Consider the following 3,559-nt stretch of genomic DNA (forward strand, 5'->3'; position numbering starts at 1 on the left):
GTCGTAGGCGTAGGACAGAGCCGACTCGGGATCCTTGTCGAAGCTGTCCATGAATTCCGGCTTCGGCGACGTGAAGGCGTGGTGCACGGCCGTCCACTGGCCGCCGCCGACGGCGACGTCACCGGACGCGACGGCTGCTGCGGCCGGTTCGAACATCGGCGCGTCGACTACCCAGCAGAAGGCCCAGTCGCTGGGGTTGATCAGGCCGGTGCGGTGGCCGATCTCGACGCGGGCCGCGCCGAGCAGGGCACGGGACGGCGACTTCTCGCCGGCTGCGAAGAAGATGCAGTCGCCCGGCTTGGCGCCGACGGCGTCGGCGAGGCCGGCGCGCTCGGTCTCGGTCAGGTTCTTGGCCACGGGGCCGGCAAGTTCGCCGTCTTCCTTGAACAGGACATAGGCGAGGCCCTTGGCGCCGCGCTGCTTGGCCCATTCCTGCCAGGCGTCCAGCGCGCGGCGGGCTTGCGAGGCGCCGCCGGGCATGACGACGGCACCGACGTAGGGAGCCTTGAAGACGCCGAAGTTGGTGTCCTTGAAGAATTCGGTGAGCTCGGTCAGCTCAAGGCCGAAGCGCAGGTCCGGCTTGTCGGAGCCGAACCGGGCCATCGCATCGTGGTAGGTGATGCGCTGGATCGGGGTGGGGATCTCGACGTCGATCAGCTTCCACAGCGCCTTGACGATGTTTTCGCCGAGCCGGATGATGTCATCCTGTTCCACGAAGCTGGCTTCGATGTCGAGCTGGGTGAACTCCGGCTGGCGGTCCGCGCGGAAGTCCTCATCGCGGTAGCAGCGGGCGATCTGGTAGTACTTCTCGAAGCCGCCGACCTGCAGGAGCTGCTTGAACAGCTGCGGCGACTGCGGCAGCGCGTACCAGGAACCCGGCGCGAGGCGGGCGGGGACGACGAAGTCGCGGGCGCCTTCCGGCGTCGAMCGCGTCARCGTGGGGGTCTCGACCTCGACGAAACCGTCCTGGTGCAGCAGCTCGCGCGCCACCCGGTTGGCTTCGGAGCGCAGGCGCAGGTTGTGGGCCGGACCCGGCCGGCGCAGGTCCAGGTAGCGGTGCTTCAGGCGGGCCTCTTCGCCGACTTCGACGTGCTCGTCGATCTGGAACGGCAGGGCCTCCGAGGTGTTGAGGATGATGACCTTCTCGGCGATGACCTCGATCTCCCCGGTGGCCAGCGACGGGTTCTCGTTGCCCTCGGGTCGCTTGGACACGGTGCCGATCACCTGCAGCACATATTCGTTGCGGAGGCCGTGGAAGACCTCTTCCTCGCGGACGACCACCTGGGCGACGCCCGAAGCGTCGCGCAGGTCAACGAATGCGACACCACCGTGGTCACGACGCCGGCCGACCCAGCCGGCGAGGGTTACGGTTTGTCCAATGTGCTCGGAGCGAAGGGATCCGAGGTCATGTGTGCGCAGCACAGCACGCCTTTCTGAAGAAGACAGAGGGAAAATCAAAGTCAGGTCCAACAGGTACAGATATCAGGACCGCTACTGGAGCGGTCCCGTTCGAGTTTACCCGTTTGAAAGGCCGCAGCGGCCCGGACAGATCAGCCGGCGTCTACGGGGGTGGCCGGCATCCGGCCCCATTCGGCCCAGGAGCCGTCGTAGACCCGGACCTGCTCCCGCCCGGCGAGGTAGGTGAGCGCGAACCAGGCCGTGCACGCGCGCGCACCGACCGTGCAGTACGTGATGACTTCGCCGCCCGAATCCGCCACCGGCGCGAAGAGCCGGCGCACCTCTGCGCCGCTGCGGAAGGCGCCGTCGGGCGTGCGCAATCCGTCGATCTCCAGGTGCGTCGCCGAGGGGATGCGCCCGGCGCGGCCGCCGGGCTCGGCGCCCCCTGAAGGCCAGAACCGTTCGCCGCGGAATTCCGCCCCGGTGCGGACATCCAACAGGGTGATTCCCGGCCGCCCGACGGCGTCCGCCACGTCCGGTTGTACGGCCCGGAGCCGCGGGTCCGGGCCGGGCAACGGGTATTCGGTCACGGCAGGCGCGGACGGCTCCGTCGTCCATGCCCGGCCCGCCTGCTGCCAGGAGGTCCTGGACGTGTCGAGGATGCGGGCCGCGGCGTGGCCGTAGAGCTTCATCAGCCAAAAGCCCATTGCCGGCGCGTAGCCGTAGAAGACCACCGTCGAGTCCGGCGTGATCCCGGACTTCGCCAGCAGGTCCCCGATGACCGCTTGGTCCATCAGCTTGTAGTCGGCGTCCTTCAGGTCCCGGTAGATGTTCCACAGGGTGGCGCCGGGAATATGCCCGGCGTCATAGGCGGCCGCATTGACGTCGACTTCGACAAGCCGAAGCAGCGGATCGCCGAGGTGGTCTTCCAGCCATTGGGGGTCCACGAGGACGTCATCAACGGCGTAGTTTCCGTCTTGCATTGCGAATCCTCCTCGGTGGATCCCGCTGCGCCAACCCCAGCCGCGCAAGGCAAATTCTACGCCGCAGCCACGGCGATGGACACCGTTAGCCCTTGAGGATCCTGACGTGGAGGTCCTCCGCTGCCGGCGCCCAAACGGCCGGATCGGCGTCGACCTGCTCGCCGGTGCGGATGTCCTTGACCTGGTGCTTGCCGTCGTCGTCGGTGAACCAGACGAAGGGGATGCCGCGGCGGTCCGCGAACTTGATCTGCTTGCCGAACTTCTCGGCCTTCGCCGCGACCTCCGTGGCGATCCCGCGGGAGCGCAGTTGCGCGGCCACGTCCTGCGCCGCTCCCCAGCTTTCGTCGTTGCTGAGCGCCACCAGCACGGCGGTGGGCACCGCACGGGACGCCTTGGCCAGGTCCTGGCTCAGGATCCGGGATACCAGCCGGGTCACGCCAATCGAGAGTCCGACGCCGGGGAAGGTCCGGCTGCCCTTGCTCGCCAGGGCGTCGTAGCGGCCGCCGGAGCAGATCGAGCCCAGCTGCTCGTGCCCCACCAAGACGGTTTCCACCACGGTGCCGGTGTAGTAGTCCAGGCCGCGGGCGATGCTGAGGTCCGCGACGACCTTGCCCGGGGCGCGCTGGACGGCGGCGGCAATGACCTGCTCCAGCTCGTTCAGGCCTTCCTCCAGCAGGTCGTTGCTGACGCCCAGCGCCCGGACCTGTTGCACGAAGGAGGTGTCCGGGGTGCGGATGCCGGCCAGTTGGAGCGCGGCCTGCGCCTGCTCTGCGGTGGCACCGAGCTCGGCCTGGAGCAGCTCGGCCACCTTGGCCGGTCCGATCTTCTCGAGTTTGTCGATGCTGCGCAGTACGCCGGCGGTGTCGGTAAGACCGATGCCGTTGTAGAAGCCTTCGGCGAGCTTGCGGTTGTTGATCCGGAGCAGGAAGTCCGGGATCGGCAGCGCCCCGAGCGCTTCGGCGATCACCAGCGCGATCTCGACGTCGTAGCGGAACGGCAGCGCGCCGTCGCCGACGATGTCGATGTCCGCCTGGGTGAATTCGCGGGCGCGGCCTTCCTGCGGACGCTCCCCGCGCCAGACTTTCTGGATCTGGTAGCGGCGGAACGGGAACGCAAGGTAACCGGCGTTCTCCACCACGTACCGCGCGAACGGCACGGTCAGGTCGAAGTGCAGGGCC

At 68.2% G+C, this 3,559-nt stretch carries 3 protein-coding genes; all 3 read right to left on the reverse strand.

Annotated elements, in window-relative coordinates:
- Positions 1–1,422: aspartate--tRNA ligase (gene aspS, locus AB4Y86_RS14660; RefSeq protein ID WP_441402931.1), on the reverse strand; the 1,422-nt coding region annotated here is incomplete at its 3' end.
- A gap of 128 nt (positions 1,423–1,550) precedes the next feature.
- Positions 1,551–2,381, reverse strand: a complete 831-nt coding sequence (locus AB4Y86_RS14665) for a sulfurtransferase (RefSeq protein ID WP_441402932.1) — start codon at positions 2,379–2,381, stop codon at positions 1,551–1,553.
- 85 nt (positions 2,382–2,466) lie between these two features.
- The coding region (gene hisS, locus AB4Y86_RS14670) for a histidine--tRNA ligase (RefSeq protein WP_441402933.1) at positions 2,467–3,559 on the reverse strand (1,093 nt) is incomplete at its 5' end.

Source organism: Arthrobacter sp. 2YAF22_2 (genome assembly GCF_052114645.1).
Lineage (GTDB): Bacteria > Actinomycetota > Actinomycetes > Actinomycetales > Micrococcaceae > Arthrobacter.

Coding starts and splice junctions, on each gene's coding strand:
- AB4Y86_RS14665 (WP_441402932.1), bottom strand. CDS start 2,381: ATGCAAGACGGAAACTACGCCGTTGATGACGTCCTCGTGGACCCCCAA.